Origin of the sequence: Marinobacter subterrani (genome assembly GCF_001045555.1) — a bacterium.
In the GTDB taxonomy this organism is placed as follows: Bacteria; Pseudomonadota; Gammaproteobacteria; order Pseudomonadales; family Oleiphilaceae; genus Marinobacter; species Marinobacter subterrani.
Genome location: NZ_LFBU01000001.1, coordinates 1,751,850 through 1,772,223, shown reverse-complemented (window position 1 = coordinate 1,772,223; position 20,374 = coordinate 1,751,850). Strand labels below are relative to the sequence as shown.

The following is a 20,374-nucleotide window of genomic DNA, read 5'->3' as shown; positions in this document are numbered from 1 at the left end:
TCATCAACCGTGCAGCAAACCAGAACCGTGACGATCCTTCCGCCCTAGCGTTCAGACTCCTCTTCCTCCGGTTAATACCCTGAGCAATATGCCTGTAGCCAACGTGAGATAGGTTGGGTGCCATCTCGCTTTTGTCTCATTTTTTTTCTCAGCAATCTGGAAACCCGAGATTATGGTGAATTCCTTAAAAGCCAACTGGCTTTCCAACATTCGTGGCGATGTACTCGCCGGTATTGTCGTGGCGCTGGCACTGATCCCGGAGGCCATTGCCTTCTCGATCATTGCCGGGGTCGATCCCAAAGTGGGTCTTTACGCCTCTTTCTGTATTGCGGTGATTATTGCCTTCGTGGGCGGGCGCCCGGGTATGATCTCTGCGGCGACGGGCGCCATGGCCCTGTTGATGGTGACGCTGGTCAAGGAGCATGGCCTTGAATACCTCTTAGCTGCAACGTTGCTGACTGGTGTTATCCAGATTGCGGCCGGTTACCTGCAGCTTGGCGGCTTGATGCGGTTTGTTTCCCGGTCGGTGGTTACCGGGTTTGTAAACGCACTGGCGATCCTGATTTTTATGGCGCAGTTGCCAGAGCTGACCAATGTCACCTGGCATGTTTACGCGATGACCGCAGCCGGCCTGGGCATCATCTATCTGTTCCCGCTGCTGCCCAGGATTGGCAAGATTTTACCGTCACCCCTGGTGTGCATCGTTGTTCTGACCGGCGTTGCCATGTACCTGAATCTGGACATCCGCACCGTAGGTGATATGGGCGAGTTGCCGGATACGCTGCCGATTTTCCTGTGGCCCGATGTGCCCCTGAACCTGGAAACCCTGATGATTATCCTGCCTTATTCCGTGGGGCTGGCCGTTGTTGGTTTGCTGGAATCCATGATGACCGCAACCATCGTGGACGACCTGACGGATACCACCAGTGACCGCAATCGTGAGTGTAAGGGGCAGGGCATTGCCAACATCGGCTCTGGCCTGCTCGGTGGTATGGCCGGCTGCGCCATGATTGGGCAGTCCATTATCAACATCAAGTCAGGTGGGCGGACACGACTTTCAACGCTGACTGCCGGTGCATTCCTGCTGGTGATGGTAATGGTTCTGGACCAGTGGCTGGTTCAGATTCCCATGGCCGCCCTGGTGGCGGTGATGATCATGGTGTCGATTGGCACCTTCTCGTGGGATTCCATCCGCAACCTGCGCAAGCATCCTCTTTCCACCAATATCGTAATGCTGGTAACGGTTGTGGTTGTGGTTGCCACCCATAACCTGGCCTTCGGTGTGCTGGCCGGCGTGCTGCTGGCAGCCCTCTTCTTCGCTAACAAAGTGGGCCACTACATGCTGGTGGCCTCCGAGCTGGATGAGGCCACCGACACCCGCACCTATCGCGTTGTGGGCCAGGTGTTCTTCAGCTCCTCGGAAAAATTCACGGAATCCTTTGATTTCAAGGAAGCAGTCGATAATGTGGTGATTGACCTGAGCCGGGCGCACTTCTGGGATATCACGGCAGTGGGTGCCCTGGACAAAGCCGTGATCAAATTCCGCCGTGAAGGCGCAGAAGTTGAGGTTATCGGGCTGAACGAAGCCAGTGCCACGATTGTTGACCGGTTTGGCGTGCACGATAAGCCGGACGCCGTTGACCAGCTGATGGGGCACTGACATGACACAGACCAGAGAATCCAACAACGATGGCAGCCAGAATAACAATCACAAGGATCATGAGGGCGAGGTTGAGATGTTACGAGTAGTTGCCTGTATTGATGGCTCCCAGGCCGCCCCTGCGGTCTGCGATTACGCCGCCTGGGCCAGCAAGCACATGGAAACGCCCATGCTGCTGCTGCATGTGCTTGATGAAGAACGTTACCCGGCAGAACCGGATCTCGCCGGAAACATCGGCCTGGGCAGTCGTGAACAGCTGCTCGAAGATCTGGCAGAACTGGACCGCAAACGCGCCAAGCTGGCCCTGGAGCACGGCCATCACATGCTGGATGAGGCACAGAAACGGGTCAGCGGAGCCAGTATCACAGACGTGGTCCAGCGTCAGCGCCACGGCGACCTGACCGAGTCCCTGCTGGCGCTGGAAAATCAGACCCGCCTCCTGGTCATGGGCCTGCATGGCGAGAGCAGCTCCGAGCGTGATATCCACATCGGCAGCCAGTTGGAGACGGTGATTCGAAGTATGCACCGCCCAATCCTGCTGGTACCGGACGAATATACCGCGCCCCGCAGCGCCATGCTGGCGTTTGATGGCAGTGCCACAGCGTTCAAGGGCGTGGAATTGCTGGCCGGCAGCCCGGTTCTGAAAGGCATGCCGTTGCATCTGGTGATGATTGGACCGGATACCAACGACCGCTGGGAGCAGCTAAGGAAGGCCGAGAAAATGCTGGCAGGGCTGGAATCCGAGATCACTCTGGCAATCCGGGCCGGCGATGTGGAGCCCGCGTTGCACGCCTACCAGCAAGAGCACGGCATCGACATTCTGGTTATGGGCGCCTATGGCCATTCCCGCATCCGGCAGTTTCTGGTGGGCAGTACCACCACCACCATGCTGAAAACCGCCAAAAAGCCGCTGGTTATTCTGCGCTAACCCGTTCTGGCAATTCTTCTCTGGCCCTCTCAGGAAGCGAGCTGGGAGGAATTGCCAAAGGCCTTGACCTGGGAGACGAAGTCGCTGAACCGGGTGCCCTGGATCAGCACATGCTCTTTCAGGTACTGCTCGGCTTCCCGCTCCTGGCCGGTTTCTATGGCCCGAAAGATCTTCCGGTGCTCTTCACTTGAGTTGGAAACCCGATTGCGAGCCTGCAGTTGCAGACGGCGGTAGGGCTTCAGGCGTTGTTTGAGCTGGCGTGCCTCGGTTGCAAGAAACTGGTTGTGGCTGGCGGTGTAGATGCAGTTGTGGAATTCTTCATTTTCGTAGTAATAGTCGTCAGGCTCAGCCATGACTTCGGGATCTTCGCAGCGAAGCAGGGCTGCACGAAGGGCTTCCAGCTCAGCGGCCTGAATCCTTCTTGCTGCCAACCGGCCGCACATACCCTCCAGTTCCGCCATGACTTCAAACATCTCGATCAACTGATCCAGGCTCATTTTGGCGACGAACGTGCCTCTTTTCGGTTGTACGTTCACCAGGCCGCTCACTACTAACTGCTGTACGGCTTCGCGAATGGGCGTCCTGGACACGCCATATTGTCTGGCGAGGGCATCGTGGTCCAGCTTTTCACCTGGCAACAGGCGGCCGTTGATAATGTCTTCTTCAAGAGCGTCTTTCAGCTTCTGGGTATTCGAGCGTTTCATTGTTTTTTCCCTGCCCGTGGTAAAACCGTTTTGGTCATACTTTAGTCAATAGGTGTTGACAAGAATATACATCAAGTCTAATGATGTATACATCAGATCAGTCTGATTGATACTACAAAAACAATTACGGAGACAAAACGATGAAAATGCCTTTCGCTAAGTTGGCCATAGCGGCCTCCCTTTCCGTGTTTTTTTCCGGTATTGCTGCGGCGGATACCGTTTTGCGCGTTTCACACCAGTTCCCGGGTGGTAAAGGGGATGTCCGGGATGAAATGGTCCAGCTGATGGCCCGGGAAGTCGCCAAAGCTGACGTGGGTCTGGAGCTTCAGGTCTATCCGGGCCAGTCGCTGTTCAAAGCCAAAGAACAGTGGGGTGCCCTGGTGCGTGGCCGGGTCGACATGATTTCTCTGCCGCTGGACTATGCCAGTGGTCGTCACCCGGAGTTCTCGGCAACCTTGATGCCGGGTCTGGTGCGCAACCATGAGCGTGCCCAGCGTCTGAACGATTCCAAGTTCATGGATATGATCAAGAAAGTCATTAACGACGCGGGTGCCAGGGTGCTGGCGGATGCATGGCTTGCAGGCGGCTTCGCCTCCAATAAACAGTGCATTACCTCACCAGACACCGTTGAGGGACAAACCCTGCGCGCCGCCGGTCCGGCGTTTGACGAAATGCTGGCAACCGCTGGCGCATCGATTGCCTCCATGCCGTCATCCGAAATCTACACCGCGATGCAGACAGGCGTGCTCGATGGTGCCAACACCTCCTCAGGTTCTTTCGTATCCTACCGCATCTACGAGCAGGTCACCTGCCTGACGGCGCCGGGCGAGAACGCACTCTGGTTCATGTATGAGCCTGTGCTGATCTCCGAGCGTAGCTGGGACAACCTGAATGAGGAGCAGCAGGCGGCGTTGGCCGCGGCTGGCCAGAAGGCGGAAGAGTACTTCGCAAAAGAAGCTGCAGGGCTCGACCAGAAGATGATTGATGTGTTCTCCGAGAATGGCGTGAAAGTGGTCAACATGTCTCCGGAAAACTATCAGGCATGGCTCGATATCGCCAAGAAGAGCTCCTACAAAACCTTCGCGGAAAATGTCCCCAACGGGCAAGCCCTGATTGATGCCGCGCTGGCGGTGGAATAACACCTCGGTTACGGATTCTGTAGTGCATCACGCCCTGTCCCGGCCTTCGCCGGGCGGGGTTGTAACAACTTTCGCCGGTTTTCGTTTATGTCCCAATCTTCCAGTTATCGTCGAGCTTCGGAGCGCGGTATACCCGGTGGGTATATCCGCTGCATGGACGCCATATCGGTTGCCTCCGCTATTCTGGCGGGCGCCCTCCTTGCCCTCGGTGTTCTTTCTGTTGTCCACATGGTGTTCATGCGCTACGTGATGGGTGAGAGCACTGTCTGGCAAACCGAATTCACCACCTTTGCCATCAGCGCCTCCATGCTGCTGGGAACCCCCTATGTGCTTAAAACAGGTGGGCATGTTGCGGTAACGGTCTTGCCCGATGCATTGAAGGGATTGCCCAAACGACTGATGCGTATATCGGCGTCCCTGGTGGGCCTGGCCTTCTGTCTGGCTCTGGCATACGGGTGCTGGTATTACTTCTATGAGGCCTATGCCGCCGACTGGACCACGGGCACCGTCTGGAATCCGCCGCTTTGGCCGGCAATTTTGCCGGTGGCAGTCGGAGCGTCGCTGTTGTCGCTGCAATACGTCGCTGAAATTCTGCGGTTGGAGCTCTAATCATGGATCCGGTAACTAGCGGTATTCTCGTTGTTGTGGTTTTGCTGGTGTTGATGGCTATCGGAACGCCGATCGCGTTTGCGCTCGGGGCTGTTTCGCTGGGTGCTCTGGTTCTTGATCGTGGTGTCAGAGAACTGATCTATTTTGGTGAAACCTTTTTCGCCAGTGTGGCCTCTTTCGGCTTTGTGGCCATACCCATGTTCATCCTGATGGGTGCGGCGGTGGCGTCCTCGCCGACGGGCCGTGACCTGTATCGTTCGCTGGACCTCTGGATGGGCAAGCTGCCGGGCGGCCTGGCGATTTCCAACATTGCCGCCTGCTCGATTTTCGCAGCGCTCTCCGGATCATCGCCGGCAACGAGTGCTGCCATCGGCAAGCTGGGTATTCCCGAGATGCGCAAGCGCGGGTATCCCGACGGCGTGGCGGCTGGTTGTATCGCGGCCGGTGGTACCCTCGGCATTCTTATCCCACCTTCGGTGACCATGATTGTCTACGGCATCTCGACCGAGACCTCAATCGGCCGCCTGTTTATCGCCGGAGCTGTCCCGGGGCTCATGCTGGCGGGGCTGTTCATGGTCTGGACCCTGATTGCCTGCAAGCTCGCCGGTGGCTATAACACCCCGAACCCGGTGGCTGAGGCGGCCGCCCAGATCAAGGAAAATGTCGAAGGCAACCTCAAGGCCCTGGTGCGGGTGATTCCGTTCCTGTTGGTGGTCATGGGGATTCTGTTTGCGCTCTATGGCGGGGTGGCTACCCCTTCCGAGGCGGCCGGCGTCGGAGCCTTCCTGTGCCTGGGTCTTGCGGTCATCGTGTATCGTATGTGGCAGGTCAAGCCGTTGGGCAACATCATGCGCGATGCCCTTCGCGAGAGCGTGATGATTATGCTGATCATTGCGACTGCCGAGATCTTCGCTTTTGCGCTGTCGTCCCTGTTCATCACCCAGACCGTCGCCCAGGCCATTGCCGACCTTGAAGTGAACCGCTGGGTACTGATGGGTGTGATCAACCTCTTCCTGCTGGTAGCCGGTTTCTTCCTGCCGCCGGTGGCGGTCATTGTAATGGCGGCGCCGATCCTGTTACCGATCATTGTCGCAGCGAATTTCGATCCCTACTGGTTTGCGGTCATTCTGACCATCAACCTGGAGATCGGCCTGATTACGCCGCCGGTGGGTCTGAATTTGTTCATCATCAAGGGTATTGCTCCTGATATCGCGCTCAGGGACATTCTTATGGGAAGCCTGCCCTATGCACTCTGCATGATTCTGGGCATCGTCCTGCTCTGCTTCTTCCCCCAGATTGCCCTGTGGCTGCCGAATCTCATCATGGGCGTTGGCACCTGACACCAGAACCTGAGACATCACTATGAATATGAGTTTCTTGCAAGAGCTGTTCAGCAGCATCACTCAGCGTGAGGCGTTGCAGCGAAAATTCGGCACCAGGAAGACGGCCTACGACCACAAGGATCTGGAGACTGCCTGTCAGGAGTTGCTCAACAGTGACGGTGAGGCGGCCAGTATCGTTATGGCCAGCCGCGCGCTGGACATCTACGAGTCGCTTGATGACGACAACAAGCGGGCGTTTTTCGGGTCGCTGGCGAAAAACTTTGCAGCCGATCCGGACAAGATCGACGAAGCCTACCGGTTGTACAAAGCGGACCGTTGCAACAAGCACCTGGCAAAGCTGTTTGCGGTCAGTGAACCGCTCCGGCAGGAGCTTCTTCGGCGGCTCAACCTTGCCCAGGGGGCGACCTATGAGCTGGTGAAGATGCGCCAGGATTTCCTGAAACTGATGCAGGGTCACAAGGATTTTGAGCCGATAAACGCGGACTTCATCCACCTCTTCGGATCCTGGTTCAACCGGGGCTTTCTGGTACTCCGGCGCATTGACTGGACCACGCCTGCCTCGATTCTGGAGAAAATCATCCGGTACGAGGCCGTGCACAAGATTCAGGGCTGGGAGGACCTGCGACGCCGGCTGGATAACCGTGATCGGCGCTGCTTTGGTTTTTTTCACCCTGCCATCGGTGATGAACCGCTGATTTTTGTGGAAGTGGCGCTGACCAAGGGCATTCCCGACAAGATTCAGCCCATTCTGGCCCACGACCGTTACGACATCGAAGCCCCCCAACTGGCGGACTCGGCGGCGTTCTTCGGGATCAGCAATTGCCAGACCGGATTGCGGGGAATTTCCTTCGGCAACTTCCTGATCAAGCAGGTTGTGCAGGAGCTGAAGCAGGAACTGCCGAACCTGAAGAACTTCGTGACCCTGTCGCCACTGCCTATGTTCCGCAGCTGGCTGGAGAAAACCTATCATCCGGATTCGGGCCTGCTGACGCCTGAAGCCCAGGAGGTACTGAGCCATCTGGATAACCCGGAATGGACCAGCCAACCGGAACTGGCAGAACGCCTGAACGAGGTGGTACGGCCACTGGCTGCCCGCTACCTGTTGAAGGAAAAGAACGGATCAAATCTGCCGCTCAACCCGGTAGCCCGGTTTCACCTTGGTAACGGCGCCGAGCTGCACCGGATTAACTGGCTTGGCGATGTCTCGGAGAGTGGCATGAAACAGTCTGCAGGGCTAATGGTTAACTACCTGTATGTACTGGAAAATATCGAGCGCAATAACGAAAAATACTCGACCAGGGGTGAGATTGTCTGCTCCTCCAGTGTGCGTGAACTGAGCAAGCTTGGCCGGAAACTGTTCCAGGGAGAACTTGAGAAATGAACCAGAACCTGTTTGATACCTTCGCCACCAGGATGGAGGACCGCGGAACGGCGAACTTCATCACCACCCCTGAGGGCAAAATCTATTCTTACGCAGACGCGCTGGGTATCACCGAGCGGATTGCCGGTGCCCTGAAGCAGCTTGGAGTCAAACCCGGCGACCGGGTGGCGGTTCAGGTCGACAAAAGCCCGGAGGCCATTCTCCTGTACCTCGCGACTCTGCGCGTGGGCGGTGTATACCTGCCCCTGAACACTGGCTATACCGCCGATGAAATTGGCTATTTCCTGGGCGATGCCGAGCCTGCGCTGTTTGTGTGCCAGCCGGCGGCCCTGGAGGCTGCAAAGGCCGTTGCCGCCGAAACAGGGTGCCCCTGTGTTGAAACGCTCGGCACCAATGCCGACGGCTCACTGATGGATGTTGCTGCCAATGCCGAGCCGTTCAAGGGTATTGAAGCGCGTAGCGATGATGACCTGGCAGCCATTCTCTACACGTCGGGCACCACCGGTCGTTCCAAGGGGGCCATGCTGACCCACAGGAACCTGCGTTCGAATGGTATGAGCCTGGTCGAGGCCTGGCGCTTCACAGAAAACGACCGGCTGATTCACGCCCTGCCGATCTTCCATACCCACGGCCTGTTCGTCGCCTGCAACGTAATTCTTTTGGCCGGCGGCAGCATGTACTTCATGTCGAAATTCGACGTGGATACGATAATTGCCGCCATGCCGGAGGGCACATCGCTGATGGGGGTGCCAACCTTCTACACAAGGCTGCTCCAGGATGACCGCCTGACCCCGGAACTGACCGCCAACATGCGGTTATTCACCTCGGGTTCGGCGCCGCTGACTGCGGAAACCCACCAGCAGTTCGAGCAGCGTACGGGCCATGCCATTCTGGAACGTTATGGCATGACGGAAACCAACATGAACACCTCGAACCCGTACGAAGGCGACCGTATCGCCGGAACCGTGGGCATGCCCCTTCCCGGCGTGGAAGTCCGCATTACCAATTCGGAAACCGGCGACCATCAGCCCTTACCCCAGGGTGAAATCGGCATGCTGGAAGTGCGCGGCCCGAACGTTTTCAAGGGTTACTGGCGCATGCCGGAGAAGACCAAGGCAGAATTGCTCGATGACGGGTTCTTCGTGACCGGTGATCTGGCTTTGGTCGACGAGCGTGGCTATGTCCAGATCGTAGGCCGCGACAAGGACCTGGTGATCTCCGGTGGCTTCAACGTTTATCCGAAAGAAGTGGAACAGGTGATCGATGCCATGCCGGAAGTGATGGAGTCGGCGGTCATTGGTGTACCGCACCCGGACTTTGGCGAGGGTGTGACAGCCATTGTGGTGCTCCTGCCGGGGGAGAAGCTGGAAGAGGCCGGTGTCATCAAGGCGTTGGCGGGTCATCTGGCCAAATTCAAACAGCCCAAGCGGGTCTTCTTTGTGGAAGCCTTGCCCCGCAACACCATGGGTAAGGTCCAGAAGAAGCAGCTCCGGGATCAGTACAGGGACATCTATCAGGACGTTTGACTGGCCTTCGCTGGCGCCCACAAGGGTTTCCCCGCGTCAGGGTTCATTTCGCTTACCGGGAAACTGGGGCAGGTCATCGGTGATCTGCCACCAGTCCGCTTTGGAATCGGTGAACGCGTGGCCTGCCAATGGCGCATCCAGCGGTCCGTCAAGGAGCCCCGCACGCACACGAAGCACATCGGGAAAGCTATTTCTTCTGCTGAAAATCGGGGAGCCACAGCTTTGGCAGAAGACCCGCTCCTTGCCCGGTGAAGACTCGAAACGAGACAGGCTCTCCTCTCCGGTGAGCAGGTGGAACCTGCTCGCCGTCACCGGAATATTGGCCGCAAAGGCGGTGCCCTGGGCTCTGCGGCACTGGCTGCAGTGGCACAATTCGATCGGTGCCAGCTTGCCCTCAATCTCGAATGTGATCCGGCCGCAAAGGCAGTGTCCTGTGTTTTTCATGGTTATCTCCAGGTTTGATCAGGCATTGTGGCCTGCCGCTACACCAGACGCCCAGGCCCATTGGAAGTTGTGGCCACCCAGGTGCCCGGTTACATCCACCACCTCACCGATAAAATACAGGTTTGGACGTTCCAGCACTGCCATGGTTTTGGAGGAGAGCTGGCGGGTGTCGACGCCACCGAGCGTGACCTCCGCTGTGCGGTACCCTTCGGTGCCAGCCGGCTTGATCGACCATCGGCCCAGAACATCGGCAACCTGTTCAATATCGCTATTCTTGTAGCCCTGCAAGGGACCGGTCCAGCCCTGCAATTCGTTGAAGGCCAGGGCAAACCGCTTTGGCAGGTGCTGGGTCAGGTAGTTTGCAATGGTCGATTGCGGGCGGGTTTTCCGCAGGTTCAGCAGGTCATCCTTGATGCGGCAGGCCGGCAGCAGATTGATGGCCAGGCTGTCGCCCGGTTCCCAGAAACTGGAGATCTGGAGCATGGCCGGGCCGCTGAGCCCGCGATGGGTGACCAGCATGGGTTCCCGGAATTGCTGGTCGTGGCATTGCACATCGACAGGGCAACTGACACCGGATAATGGTGCGAGCTGTTCTTTCAGCTCCGGCTGCAAGGTAAAGGGTACCAGGCCTGCGCGGGTGGGCAGTATTTCCAGGCCGAACTGCTCGGCTACCCGGTAGCCAAAGGCGGTGGCGCCCATGGTGGGGATGGAAAGGCCACCGGTGGCGATCACCAGGGATTCACAGGTGAGATCGCCGGAGCCGACGCGCAGGCGATAGCCGGTGTCGGTTTCAGTAATGCGTTCGACCGTTGTTTTCATTCTCACTTCCGCCCCTGCCCACTCGCATTCGGTCAGCAGCATGTTGAGGATGTCCCTGGCGCTGTCCTTGCAGAACAACTGGCCGGGCGCCTTCTCCTCATGCTCAATGCCGTGGCGTTCCACCAGTTCCAGAAAGTCCTGGGGGGTGTAGCGCTTGAGTGCAGAAATGCAGTAGTGCGGGTTGTCCGACAGGAAGTTGGCGGGCGTGCTGTTCAGGTTGGTGAAGTTGCAGCGCCCCCCGCCGGACATGAGGATTTTCTTGCCCGGCTTGTTGGCGTGGTCCAGCACCAGCACCCGGCGCCCGCGATAGCCGGCGGTCGCCGCGCACATCAACCCTGCGGCGCCGGCACCGAGGATGATTACGTCGTACTGTGATGCTGAACCTGCCGCCATACTGCCCGCCAATCGAAGGAAAACGGCGGGCAGTATACCAGTCTCAGGGCAGGTAGACGGAGCCTTCCATGTAGAAGGCCGCCTGACCGGCGATGTCGACCCGATCGCTTTTCAGTTCGCAGCGCAGGACACCGCCCCGGGCCGAAATCTGCCGGGCGTCCAGCCGCGTCTTGCCCAGTTTTTCTGACCAGTAGGGCACCAGTACGCTGTGAATGGAGCCTGTCACGGGGTCCTCATCAATGCCTCCACCCGGAGCAAAGTAACGACTGACGAAATCGCACGCCGTACCCGGTGCGGTCACAATCAGTCCCAGATTGCCCAGTTGTTTCAGTTTTCGTATATCCGGCTGGGCAGCCCGCACAGCAGCTTCGTCTTCGAGAACCACCATGTAATTGGTGTCGTTTGGAACAAAGAACGCGGTATCAGGCGCACCTTCCAGGGCTTCCCGAATCAGTGCCGGCGTTGGCTGCTCCTGGCAAGCATAATTCGGAAAATCCAACACCAGCCAGCCATCATCTGCCTGCCGGACGGAGAGTGGGCCGCTTTTGGAGCGAAAGCGGATCTGCTCCTTGTTCCAGCCAAGTTTGTTGAAGATGACCCAGGCGCTGGCCAGGGTGGCGTGGCCGCACAAGGGTACTTCGATGCCCGGAGTGAACCAGCGAATGTGAAAATCGGCTTCGTCCCCTTCCGGCAGCCGCACGAAAAAGGCGGTTTCGGAGAGGTTGTTCTCGATGGCAAGCGCTAGCATGGTTTCGTCTGGAAGCCAGCTTTCCAGCGGCATAACCGCGGCCGGGTTGCCACCGAAAATCCTGCTGGTAAAAGCATCAACCTGATAGAGGGGCTGAATCATGGTCTTTTCTCCTGATCTGTTGTTTAGTTGGCTCGGAAAGCTGTCTCTGATGCTGCGATTATTGTAGAGAGTGAGCGGACTGTCATAACAGACCCAGACAATCTCTTTTTGAACCGGTACAGGTTAAAATTGAAGGTATCTGTACCGGTCATTTTCGAGGGTGTCTGTACTGCACGGACAGGCTTCCGTTCTGGTGCAATATATCGGTGGCGTCCGAACACGGGGAACTGTTCATGGGCATTCTTTACAATCAGGTGGCGGATCAGATCCAGGAGTTGATCCGAGACGGAGTCTACCGCGACGGGGATCGATTGCCGGGCGTGCGCATGCTCAGTCGGCAGTTCGGCGTGAGCATCTCGACCATCCTTCAGGCGCACCAGACCCTCGAAGCCCGGGGCTTTCTGCAGGCCCGAGAGCGCAGTGGCTACTTCGTAAGGCTGCCGACCGTGGATGCACCCGAGCCGGTCATGCGCCGGCACCGCAGCCGCCCGGTGCCAGTCAGCGCCCGGGAAATGACCCTGGACCTGTGCGCCGACGAGCAGAAGCGCATGGTGCCGCTGGCCACGGCGATTCCCCACCCGGATTACCTGCCGCTGCGGCAGATCCAGCACAGCACGCTCTGGGCGGCACGACGGGGCCTGGAAACGCTGGACTATGCCTTTCCGGGCAAGGAATCGTTCCGGCGGCAGATTGCCCAGCGGATGGCGACCCTCGGGGTGCCGGTAACCCCGGACGATGTGCTCGCCACCAACGGTGCCCAGGAGGCGATCATCCTCGCGCTGCGTGCGGTTACCCAGCCGGGTGACATTGTGGCGGTGGAGTCGCCGTCATTCCCTGGCATTCTGCAGGCCCTGGAAGTGGTCGGGCTGAAGGTTATCGAAATCCCGACGCATCCATCCGAGGGTCTGAGCCTTGAAGGCTTGCAACTGGCGCTCGAGCAGTGGCCCCTGAAAGCCTGTGTGGTGGTGACCAATCACAGCAATCCCATGGGCGCGCGAATGTCCGACGAGCGTAAGAAGCAACTGGTCTCCATGCTGGCGGCTGCCGCTGTTCCGCTTATTGAAGACGATATCTATGGTGATCTGCATCACTCCGGGGACCGGCCGAGACCGGCCAAGGCCTTTGATCGCACCGATAATGTGATTTACTGCAGCTCTTTTTCGAAAACCATTTCACCGGGTCTGCGTCTTGGCTGGATGGTGCCTGGCCGCTATATGGCCAGCGCCCGGCAGCACAAGTATTTCGTCAACTTGGCCACGTCTTCCATTCCGCAGATGGCGGTGGCGCATTTTCTTGAGCAGGGCGGTTATGATCGCTATCTGCGGTCAGCTCGTCAGCACTATCGCGAGTCGACAGAGCGTATGCGCACAGCCGTGGCCCGGGCATTTCCGGAAGGTACCGCTGTGAGTCGACCCCAGGGCGGGTTTGTACTCTGGGTGCAGTTGCCGGACCGTGTTTCCGGCACGGAGGTTTACCACAGGGCCAGGGCCGAAGACATCAACGTGGCACCGGGGCTGATGTTCTCCACGGCCAATAAATACGAGAACTGCCTGAGACTGAACAGCGCCAACCCCTGGTGTGAACGTATAGAGCAGGCCGTGGCAAGGCTGGGAGTGTTGGCTCACGATGTTCAGGCTGCGGCGGGTTAGGGCCGTTCAGTTCTTTTCCCTACGCAGGTCCAGCGGGTCGAGCAGCCCGGCGGCAATGGCGGTACCGGTGACATCCGGTAGCCGATCCGCGCCCAGGCGTTTCATCACCCGCGCCCGGTACAGGTCAATCGTCTTTACACTGACATCCAGCTGGTCGGCGATTTCCCGGCTGGTGTAACCCTGGGCCAGTGGCAGAAACACGTCCTTTTCCCGCCGGGTGAGGGTGGCCAGCAGGGCTTCGGTTGCCTCATCGCCCTGAAGCTGTGTGCCGGACTGGTGATGTTCCTGAAGGGCCTGCTGAACGCTGTCCAGCAGCAGCTGTTCGTTGAACGGCTTTTCGATAAAATCGAAAGCACCGGATTTGAACGCCCTGACTACAATGGGCACATCGGCATGGCCGGAGACAAAGATGATGGGCAGGTCCAGTCCTCGCTTCTGAAGCTCCTCCTGAACGTTCAGGCCGCCGAGCCCCGGCATCCTCACATCCAATACCACGCAGCCGGCTGTCTTGTTGCCCACCGCGTCCAGAAATTTCCGGCCGTCACTGTAGGCCTCCACGTTCAGGCCGACCGATTCCAGTAACCATTGGGTGGATTCCAGCATGCCGGCGTCGTCGTCAACAACGTAGACGGTGGTGGCGTCCGAGGCAGAGTGTTCACGCATTGGGCTGGTTCTCCGTGGTTGCGGTTCTGTGCTTTTGACTCTGGCTTGCCGGGAACCGGCAGATCAGGGACAGGCCACCGGTTGCGGCCGGGCGGGCATCCAGGAAGCCACCAAAGCCTTCAATGATCGAACGGCTCATGGACAGGCCAAGGCCCAGTCCCTGGGGCTTGCTGGTGTAGAACGGTTGAAACATCTGGCGGATGCCCTGCTCGTCCAGGCCCGGACCTTCATCCGTGACTTCAATGAGGGTTTCGTTCTGATCGTTGATGCAGGTGGTTATGACAATCTGCGCAGGTGCGCTCTGGGCTTCTTCGCCCCGGGCTTCGATCGTGGCTTCAATGCCGTTGCGGATCAGATTGATCAGTACCTGTTCCAGCAGCACCGGATCGGCGGTGATATCCCTGGATACGCTGATGACCTCAATTACGGCGCCGGTGTAAGTTTCCCGGATAGCCCGACTGGCAATCTCGAACCAGCGGCGGGATCCGTCCCGGTGGATGATCTCCAGGGTCATGGTGGCGTAGCCGTCATCCCGGAGCAGATTGCGGGTTTCCGTCAGTTTCTGAGTGACGTGGTTGCCGCGAAAGACCTCTTCGAGCGGTTTGCCCCGCAGTTCTTCCGGCCAGTAGCCCAGCAGTCGCCATGAGGCGGGCGTGGCATCGATAAAGCGTCCGTCCGGAGCGTGGCGGGATATGAGATCGGTGGTGTTCTCTGTGATCAGCCGGTACAGGCGGTTGGAACGGGTGGCCTCTTCCTGGGTCAGGACATCTTGCGTGGCGTCTCGTGCCCGTGCCAGAACCCGGGCGGTTTCGGCATCCGGGATGAATGTCCACATCAGGATGGTTTCGGAAAGCTCCGAGGGAATCCGGGATTCCACGTTTTCAATAGCACGGTTCTGCTCCAGCGAAGCGTTCACCAGTGCCTGGGCGTTGGTTGGCAGGAGCCTGTGGGGCGAAGTCAGGCCGGCTGTCTGGCACAGATTCCTGGCGGCACGGTTCCCCACCATGACGGTACCCGCCCCATCCAGGATCAATCCGGGTTGCGGGTCAGCGTCGTGCAAACTAAATACACTTGAAGGGGGAACATCGTTCATGGCTTATCTTTATAGTAAAGTAACTATAATACATTGGTATAATTTCTAGTATTTATTCTATCCAATACTATTCTGGCCAGCCCGAAGTATAGCCAGTTTAGCGATATTCCTGAATACGCCATAAGAACAACAGCACTGAAGAGGACCACGCAATGACCTCGATATTTGATCAGGGCCTGGCGCCCGTCGACGCCAACTACGCCGTTCAATCTCCCGTCGATTTTATCGAACGTACCGCTACCGTTTACCCGGAGTACCCCGCGGTAATTCACGGGGCCATCCGTTACACCTGGGCGCAGACCTACGAGCGCTGTCGCCGTCTGGCCTCTGCCCTCAAAGGGCGCGGCATCGGACGCGGTGATACCGTCGCCGTCATGCTGCCGAATATTCCCGCCATGGTGGAAGCCCATTTCGGGGTTCCCATGATCGGTGCGGTGCTGAATACCCTGAATGTTCGTCTGGATGCCGAGGCCATTGCCTTCATGCTGGAGCACGGTGAGGCCAGGGTTGTGATTGCCGACCGGGAATTCGGTGAGGTGATCAAGGACGCCGTCAGCAGGCTGGACACCAAGCCATTGGTCATTGATGTGGACGATCCCGAGTACGGCGAGGGCGTTCAGGTCAGCGATCTCGATTACGAAGCCTTCCTGCAGGAAGGCGATCCGGCGTTCCAGTGGAGCTTCCCTGAGAACGAGTGGGATGCAATCTCCCTGAACTACACATCCGGCACTACCGGCAATCCGAAAGGTGTGGTCTATCACCACCGCGGCGCTTACCTCAATGCCCTTGGCAACCAGGCCGTCTGGTCCATGGACATGCACCCGGTGTACCTGTGGACATTGCCGATGTTCCATTGCAACGGCTGGTGCTTCCCCTGGACCATCACCGCCATGGCCGGTACTCACGTTTGCCTGCGCCGCGTTGATCCGGAGAAGATCCTGCAGCTGATTCGTGATCACCAGGTCACCCACATGTGTGGTGCTCCCATTGTCCTCAACGCGCTGCTGAACGTGCCGGAATCCGCCAAGGCGGGCATCGATCACGACGTGAAGTCCATGACAGCCGGTGCGGCGCCCCCCGCACAGGTCATTGGAGCCATCGAAGAAATGGGTATCCAGGTGACTCACGTGTACGGCCTGACCGAAGTCTATGGTCCGGTGACCGTTTGCGCGTGGAAGTCCGAGTGGGATTCGCTGCCACTGCATGATCGTGCCCGCAAGAAAGCTCGCCAGGGGGTTCGCTATCACACTCTGGCCGGCACCATGGTCGGTGACCCGAACACCATGGAACCGGTGCCCAAAGACGGCAAGACCATCGGTGAGATCTTCCTGCGCGGTAATACCGTCATGAAAGGTTATCTGAAGAACCCCAAGGCCACCGAAGAAGCGTTCCGGGGCGGCTGGTTCCACACCGGTGACCTGGCCGTGTGGCACGAAGACGGTTATATGGAAATCAAGGACCGGCTCAAGGACATCATCATCTCCGGTGGTGAGAACATCTCCACCATTGAGGTCGAGGATACCCTATACCGCCACCCGGCCGTTCTCGAGGCGGCGGTGGTTGCACGGCCGGATGAGAAGTGGGGCGAAACTCCCTGCGCCTTTGTAACCCTCAAGCCGGAGGCCGGCCAGGTGAGCGAGGAAGACATTATCGCCTTCTGTCGCGAGCATCTGGCGCGGTTCAAGGTACCCAAAACCGTCGTCTTCTCGGAGCTGCCCAAGACTTCCACGGGCAAAATCCAGAAGTTCGTGCTGAGGGATCAGGCCAAAGACCTGGACTGATTCGCTGGCTGGCGGCGCCGCTCTGGTGCAGCCAGCGCCTCTGTCGCCAACCCCCTGTGTGTCCTTCGGAGGCCTTGTGCCTCCTTTTTTCTTCCTGGCTGCTGGTTTCCGGTTTCAATCTCCGGGCTCGGTTTTGGCGATATGTCATTTTGTGACAATTTGTCGAAGCTTTACCCGGGTTCCCTTCCTTCGTCCCGGATTTCAGGTTTAAACTGATCGGCGCTGATCAATTTTTCTCCACTGTTCATTACGGATAACAAGATTAAAAAACAGGAGGCAGTCATGACCATCAGCTCCACGCCCGAGGGCGTGTCCGTTGAGCCGAGGCATCTGCGGTTTGATGTCAGTGAAGATCTTAAAACGCTCTGGCACGGCAACGACGCCTTCCGGACGGCGTTTTTCAATGCCCTCTCGCTACAGTTTCCGGACGGAGAGCAGCAGTTCATCGATGCCGTTCGTCTGTACCGGGACCGGATCGACGACCCCAAGCTGAAGGCCGAGATTCGCGGCTTCATTGGCCAGGAGGCGCTCCATAGCCGCGAACACAAGGGCTACAACGAGGCACTGAAGGCCCGGGGCTATGATATTGATGCCCTGGACAGGCGGTTCCGAAAACACATGGAATGGGTGACAAAGCTGCCACCGAGCCGGCAGCTCGCGGGCACCTGTGGTGCCGAACATTACACAGCCGTTCTGGCCAATGCCATCCTGAGTCATCCGGAGTGGATGGAAGGGGCCTCCCCGGCCATGGCACAGCTCTGGCGCTGGCACGCCATCGAGGAAACCGAACATAAATCCGTTGCCTTTGACGTTTACCGGCAATGCGTCGGCAATGAACGACTGCGTCGGGTTGTCTTCCTGTTCGTTACCTGGAACTTCTTCAAGTACACCTTCCTGAACACCTGCAGCCTTCTGAAGGCGGATGGCAAACTCTGGAGCCTCCGTACCTGGGCCGGCGGCATCAATTTTCTCTGGGGCAAGCCCGGGGTTCTGCGCCAGTGCCTGCCGGAATTTCTGGCCTACTTTCGCGAGGGCTTTCACCCCTGGCAGCAGGACAACCGGGAACTCCTCAGGCGCAACCTCCGCGAGCTGGATATGACATTCTCTGCAGGAAAACCGGAGGGGTGCTGAAATTCCGGCCAGGTTATGCAAGACTGATCGGCATAAAAAATAATGACAAGAAAGGGCGCTTCCGGTTAAGGGGCAGCCCTGAGCTGGAGGCCCACCATGCGAGTTGGTTTGATCGTTGATTCTGCCTGTGACCTGCCTTACGAATTCAGCCGCAAACACGACCTGTTCATCCTTCCTGTTACTGCGGTGATTGACGGCCAGACCTACACCGACGAGCATGACCCGGTGCGAACCCAGGAGTTTTACCAGAGTGGCTTGCTGCAGAAAGGCCACCAGGCGGAAACTCGGGCTTACACCGCCGAGCAGATCCATGATCTGTTCATGGAAAAAATTGTTACCCAGTTTGATCTCGCCATTTGTGAAACGGTCACAAAAACCCGAAGCCTGATTTTCCAGAACGCTACCGAGGCCATGAACAGCGTGCTGTCGAATTACCAGAAGGCGCGGGACGCGGCGGGACGCGAGGGCCGGTTCTTCATGCGGGTGATTGACAGCAAACAGATTTTTGCCGGCCAGGGCTTGCTGGCGGCGCACACCCTCAGCCTGATTGACCAGAAGTTATCGAAGAATGCCCTTCGTCACGAAGTCGAAACCTTTACCGACAAGATTTACACCTGCGTGATTCCCCGGGACCTGCACTATATCCGTGAACGGGCCCGGCGCCGTGGCGACAAGAGTGTGTCGGCGCTGGTCGCCTTCCTGGGCAAGGCGCTGAACATTACCCCGGTGATCTTCGGGCAGGGCGCAGATGGCTTGCCGGCGGTCAAAACCCGGAGTTTTGATATGGCGGTGGAGAAGGTGATGAATTATGCCGCTGCCCGAGTGGAAGCCGGCCTGTTGACGCCCTACGTGAGCCTCTCTTGTGGCCTGACCTGGACCGAGATCGAGGATCTCCCCGGGCTCAACCGACTTCGGGATGCCTGCGAGCGCAATGGCGTGGAACTGTTACTCTCCCAGATGGGCATCACCAGCAGTATCTACGTCGGTCCTGGCAGCCTGTGCCTGGCGCTGGCCGCCGAGCCGCACAGCTTCAGCGAATTCCAGTAATCACCTCACCATAACCTGCGGCCGGCTTCGACTGGCCCGGCCGCAGCCGCTCTCCTGTAGTTTTGGCAAACTGCTGACCCGGGGCTTCGTGTTAGCCTCTGTGCATTGTTTTTTAATCCAACCACAGGACAACTGACGCCATGACCAAAGGCAAAGCGGATCTCGCCAGCCAACTGTTGGAGCAGCATGTGAAGCATGAGCTGGCCTCGCTCAAAGGCGCAAAGCTGCGCAAGTTTCTGGAGCAGGAGCTGGATGAGCTCTGGGGCTATGCCGGTGAGATAACCCTGAACCGCATCACCTCTGAAGAGCAGGTGATGGGCGTCATCCAGCGCATAGTCATGGATATGGAACTGGATGCCGGCATTCCCGAGCTTGCAGCGGAAATGGCCACCGAAGTGCTCAACGCCGAGGTGCAGTCCAGAACCACCCTGGGTGAGATCATCACCCGTGAACAGGCGACGGGCTTTCTCGAGGAGGCTCTGGAACTTCGGCAGCAGCGCGACCGGGTGATCAGCGAGATCATGGCCCACCCGGTTTACCAGGAACTGGTGTCCAACGTGGTCTACCACGGCCTGGTCAACTATCTGTACGAAGACAACCTGATCACCAAGTCCGTACCGGGTGTTGGCTCGATGATGAAGTTTGGCAAGCGCATGGCCAACAGGGCCGTGCCCGGTCTGGATGAAACCTTTGAGCGGCGTCTGAAGACCTGGCTGTCGGACAGCCTGCCCGGCCTGATCAGCCGCAGTGAGCAGTTCCTGCATCGTGCCTTGTCGGATGACGAGCTGCGGGACAGCGTGATGGCCGCCTGGGTGTCGCTGGAGGACCGCACCATCGCGGAACTGCACGAGGGTCTTGGCGATGTGGAATTGCAGGAGTTTGTGGTGCTGGGTTACGAGTTCTGGCTGCAGTTTCGCAAGACCGGCTACTTCGAGGGCTGCGCCCGGGCTGTGGTCTCTCACCTGTTTGTGAAGTATGGCGAGCGCCCGATCACGGATCTGCTGGGGGACATGGGTGTCACCCGGGAAGTGGTGATGGCGGAGATCGATGCCTACGCAATTCCGGTTATAGACGTCTTGCGGGAAGAGGGTTATGTTGAGGCCCTGCTTCGTCGGCGGCTTGCACCTTTTTACAAATCCGCTGCCGTGCGCAGGATTCTCCAGCAGGAGGCCTGATTTTTCGATGAGGGGTCGGGCCTTCTGGAGCGTTTCGTA

The 20,374-nt window shown here is 58.3% G+C and carries 18 protein-coding genes; 12 read left to right on the top strand and 6 right to left on the bottom strand.

Annotated elements, in window-relative coordinates:
• Positions 1–172: 172 nt before the first annotated feature.
• Both msub_RS08355 and msub_RS08350 read left to right on the top strand, forming a co-directional pair.
• Positions 173–1,660 carry a SulP family inorganic anion transporter gene (locus tag msub_RS08355; RefSeq protein WP_048495580.1) on the top strand — a complete coding sequence of 496 codons (1,488 nt, stop codon included), beginning with the start codon at positions 173–175 and terminating at the stop codon, positions 1,658–1,660.
• A 1-nt stretch (position 1,661) separates the two neighbouring features.
• Complete coding sequence (locus tag msub_RS08350; protein ID WP_048495579.1) at positions 1,662–2,588, top strand: universal stress protein; 927 nt, start codon at positions 1,662–1,664, stop codon at positions 2,586–2,588.
• Between the two features lie 29 nt (positions 2,589–2,617).
• On the opposite strand, the gene msub_RS08345 is transcribed toward msub_RS08350, so the two are convergent.
• Positions 2,618–3,292: a GntR family transcriptional regulator gene (locus msub_RS08345; RefSeq protein ID WP_048495578.1), complete on the bottom strand. Its 675-nt coding sequence runs from the start codon at positions 3,290–3,292 to the stop codon at positions 2,618–2,620.
• Positions 3,293–3,432: 140 nt separating this feature from the next.
• Here msub_RS08345 and dctP point away from each other — a divergent pair, with 140 nt between their 5' ends.
• The 5 genes from dctP (at position 3,433) to msub_RS08320 (ending at position 9,290) form a co-directional block, all read left to right on the top strand.
• Positions 3,433–4,431, top strand: a complete 999-nt coding sequence (dctP, locus tag msub_RS08340; protein ID WP_048495577.1) for a TRAP transporter substrate-binding protein DctP — start codon at positions 3,433–3,435, stop codon at positions 4,429–4,431.
• A gap of 87 nt (positions 4,432–4,518) precedes the next feature.
• On the top strand, positions 4,519–5,040 hold the full coding sequence (locus tag msub_RS08335; protein ID WP_048495576.1) for a TRAP transporter small permease subunit: 522 nt from the start codon (positions 4,519–4,521) through the stop codon (positions 5,038–5,040).
• Positions 5,041–5,042: 2 nt separating this feature from the next.
• Positions 5,043–6,380: a TRAP transporter large permease gene (locus msub_RS08330; RefSeq protein WP_048495575.1), complete on the top strand. Its 1,338-nt coding sequence runs from the start codon at positions 5,043–5,045 to the stop codon at positions 6,378–6,380.
• A 22-nt stretch (positions 6,381–6,402) separates the two neighbouring features.
• Positions 6,403–7,764, top strand: coding sequence for a malonyl-CoA decarboxylase (locus tag msub_RS08325; RefSeq protein WP_048495574.1), 1,362 nt, complete (start codon positions 6,403–6,405; stop codon positions 7,762–7,764).
• Entirely contained in the window at positions 7,761–9,290 is a 1,530-nt protein-coding gene (locus tag msub_RS08320; RefSeq protein WP_048495573.1) for a malonate--CoA ligase, read from the top strand. The genes msub_RS08325 and msub_RS08320 overlap by 4 nt, the downstream gene beginning before the upstream one ends.
• Positions 9,291–9,326: 36 nt before the next feature.
• Here msub_RS08320 and msub_RS08315 read toward each other — a convergent pair whose 3' ends face one another.
• Genes msub_RS08315 through msub_RS08305 form a run of 3 tightly spaced genes read right to left on the bottom strand, consistent with a single transcriptional unit; the run spans position 9,327 to position 11,796 of the window.
• The gene (locus msub_RS08315) at positions 9,327–9,734 is read right to left on the bottom strand and encodes a GFA family protein (RefSeq protein ID WP_048495572.1); all 408 of its coding nucleotides are present in this window, start codon (positions 9,732–9,734) and stop codon (positions 9,327–9,329) included.
• Positions 9,735–9,752: 18 nt separating this feature from the next.
• Complete coding sequence (locus msub_RS08310) at positions 9,753–10,946, bottom strand: BaiN/RdsA family NAD(P)/FAD-dependent oxidoreductase (protein ID WP_048495571.1); 1,194 nt, start codon at positions 10,944–10,946, stop codon at positions 9,753–9,755.
• 43 nt (positions 10,947–10,989) lie between these two features.
• Positions 10,990–11,796, bottom strand: a complete 807-nt coding sequence (locus msub_RS08305; protein WP_048495570.1) for a PhzF family phenazine biosynthesis protein — start codon at positions 11,794–11,796, stop codon at positions 10,990–10,992.
• Between the two features lie 233 nt (positions 11,797–12,029).
• On the opposite strand from msub_RS08305, the gene msub_RS08300 reads away from it, so the two are divergent.
• A complete protein-coding gene (locus tag msub_RS08300) occupies positions 12,030–13,445 on the top strand; it encodes an aminotransferase-like domain-containing protein (protein ID WP_048495569.1) in 1,416 nt (471 codons plus the stop codon).
• 6 nt (positions 13,446–13,451) lie between these two features.
• Here the strand turns inward: msub_RS08300 and msub_RS08295 are convergent, their stop codons facing one another.
• Together msub_RS08295 and msub_RS08290 are read right to left on the bottom strand one after the other, a co-directional pair.
• Entirely contained in the window at positions 13,452–14,108 is a 657-nt protein-coding gene (locus msub_RS08295) for a response regulator transcription factor (RefSeq protein WP_048495568.1), read from the bottom strand.
• A complete protein-coding gene (locus msub_RS08290) occupies positions 14,101–15,201 on the bottom strand; it encodes an ATP-binding protein (protein ID WP_048495567.1) in 1,101 nt (366 codons plus the stop codon). The genes msub_RS08295 and msub_RS08290 overlap by 8 nt, the downstream gene beginning before the upstream one ends.
• A 152-nt stretch (positions 15,202–15,353) precedes the next feature.
• On the opposite strand from msub_RS08290, the gene msub_RS08285 reads away from it, so the two are divergent.
• The 4 genes from msub_RS08285 to msub_RS08270 all read left to right on the top strand — a co-directional run bounded on the left by msub_RS08285 (position 15,354) and on the right by msub_RS08270 (position 20,335).
• Complete coding sequence (locus msub_RS08285; RefSeq protein ID WP_048495566.1) at positions 15,354–16,982, top strand: acyl-CoA synthetase; 1,629 nt, start codon at positions 15,354–15,356, stop codon at positions 16,980–16,982.
• Between the two features lie 282 nt (positions 16,983–17,264).
• On the top strand, positions 17,265–18,113 hold the full coding sequence (locus msub_RS08280) for a metal-dependent hydrolase (protein WP_048495565.1): 849 nt from the start codon (positions 17,265–17,267) through the stop codon (positions 18,111–18,113).
• Positions 18,114–18,209: 96 nt separating this feature from the next.
• Positions 18,210–19,160: a DegV family protein gene (locus msub_RS08275; RefSeq protein WP_048495564.1), complete on the top strand. Its 951-nt coding sequence runs from the start codon at positions 18,210–18,212 to the stop codon at positions 19,158–19,160.
• 140 nt (positions 19,161–19,300) lie between these two features.
• Positions 19,301–20,335: a hypothetical protein gene (locus msub_RS08270; protein WP_048495563.1), complete on the top strand. Its 1,035-nt coding sequence runs from the start codon at positions 19,301–19,303 to the stop codon at positions 20,333–20,335.
• The last annotated feature ends 39 nt before the right edge of the window (positions 20,336–20,374 follow it).

Excerpts from the sequence above, each read along its gene's own strand:
- msub_RS08355 (WP_048495580.1), top strand. The coding sequence starts at position 173 with ATGGTGAATTCCTTAAAAGCCAACTGGCTTTCCAACATTCGTGGCGAT.
- msub_RS08270 (WP_048495563.1), top strand. The coding sequence starts at position 19,301 with ATGACCAAAGGCAAAGCGGATCTCGCCAGCCAACTGTTGGAGCAGCAT.
- msub_RS08275 (WP_048495564.1), top strand. The coding sequence starts at position 18,210 with ATGCGAGTTGGTTTGATCGTTGATTCTGCCTGTGACCTGCCTTACGAA.
- msub_RS08305 (WP_048495570.1), bottom strand. The coding sequence starts at position 11,796 with ATGATTCAGCCCCTCTATCAGGTTGATGCTTTTACCAGCAGGATTTTC.
- msub_RS08325 (WP_048495574.1), top strand. The coding sequence starts at position 6,403 with ATGAATATGAGTTTCTTGCAAGAGCTGTTCAGCAGCATCACTCAGCGT.
- msub_RS08310 (WP_048495571.1), bottom strand. The coding sequence starts at position 10,946 with ATGGCGGCAGGTTCAGCATCACAGTACGACGTAATCATCCTCGGTGCC.
- msub_RS08285 (WP_048495566.1), top strand. The coding sequence starts at position 15,354 with ATGACCTCGATATTTGATCAGGGCCTGGCGCCCGTCGACGCCAACTAC.
- msub_RS08315 (WP_048495572.1), bottom strand. The coding sequence starts at position 9,734 with ATGAAAAACACAGGACACTGCCTTTGCGGCCGGATCACATTCGAGATT.
- msub_RS08290 (WP_048495567.1), bottom strand. The coding sequence starts at position 15,201 with ATGAACGATGTTCCCCCTTCAAGTGTATTTAGTTTGCACGACGCTGAC.
- msub_RS08330 (WP_048495575.1), top strand. The coding sequence starts at position 5,043 with ATGGATCCGGTAACTAGCGGTATTCTCGTTGTTGTGGTTTTGCTGGTG.
- msub_RS08295 (WP_048495568.1), bottom strand. The coding sequence starts at position 14,108 with ATGCGTGAACACTCTGCCTCGGACGCCACCACCGTCTACGTTGTTGAC.
- msub_RS08345 (WP_048495578.1), bottom strand. The coding sequence starts at position 3,292 with ATGAAACGCTCGAATACCCAGAAGCTGAAAGACGCTCTTGAAGAAGAC.
- msub_RS08280 (WP_048495565.1), top strand. The coding sequence starts at position 17,265 with ATGACCATCAGCTCCACGCCCGAGGGCGTGTCCGTTGAGCCGAGGCAT.
- dctP (WP_048495577.1), top strand. The coding sequence starts at position 3,433 with ATGAAAATGCCTTTCGCTAAGTTGGCCATAGCGGCCTCCCTTTCCGTG.
- msub_RS08300 (WP_048495569.1), top strand. The coding sequence starts at position 12,030 with ATGGGCATTCTTTACAATCAGGTGGCGGATCAGATCCAGGAGTTGATC.
- msub_RS08320 (WP_048495573.1), top strand. The coding sequence starts at position 7,761 with ATGAACCAGAACCTGTTTGATACCTTCGCCACCAGGATGGAGGACCGC.
- msub_RS08335 (WP_048495576.1), top strand. The coding sequence starts at position 4,519 with ATGTCCCAATCTTCCAGTTATCGTCGAGCTTCGGAGCGCGGTATACCC.
- msub_RS08350 (WP_048495579.1), top strand. The coding sequence starts at position 1,662 with ATGACACAGACCAGAGAATCCAACAACGATGGCAGCCAGAATAACAAT.